The following is a 231-nucleotide window of genomic DNA, read 5'->3' as shown; positions in this document are numbered from 1 at the left end:
ACAAGACCGCTTGGCGCGGCGGCGTCAAACGGCAATAATATTCTCGCCTTTCCCTCACCTGCTGTAAGGGCCGCCAGGAGGAAGGCGTAAGGAGATTTCATGTATATCGCAATGAATCGCTTCAAGGTGGTAACCGGAACCGAGGGCGATTTCGAGACGGTCTGGCGCAATCGCGATTCCAGCCTGGCTGAGGTGCCCGGTTTCGTCGAATTCCGCCTGCTGCGAGGCAAG

Annotated in this window: 1 protein-coding gene; it reads left to right on the top strand. The window is 57.6% G+C overall.

Annotated elements, in window-relative coordinates; translation table 11 throughout:
* Nucleotides 1–99: 99 nt before the first annotated feature.
* The coding region (locus tag EOD29_RS35430; protein ID WP_164764128.1) for an antibiotic biosynthesis monooxygenase at nucleotides 100–231 on the top strand (132 nt) is incomplete at its 3' end.

The organism is Mesorhizobium sp. M1A.T.Ca.IN.004.03.1.1 (genome assembly GCF_003997555.1).
Classification (GTDB): domain Bacteria; phylum Pseudomonadota; class Alphaproteobacteria; order Rhizobiales; family Rhizobiaceae; genus Mesorhizobium.
Note: the sequence above shows the minus strand (reverse complement) of the source record. Positions and strands in the feature narration are given on the sequence as shown.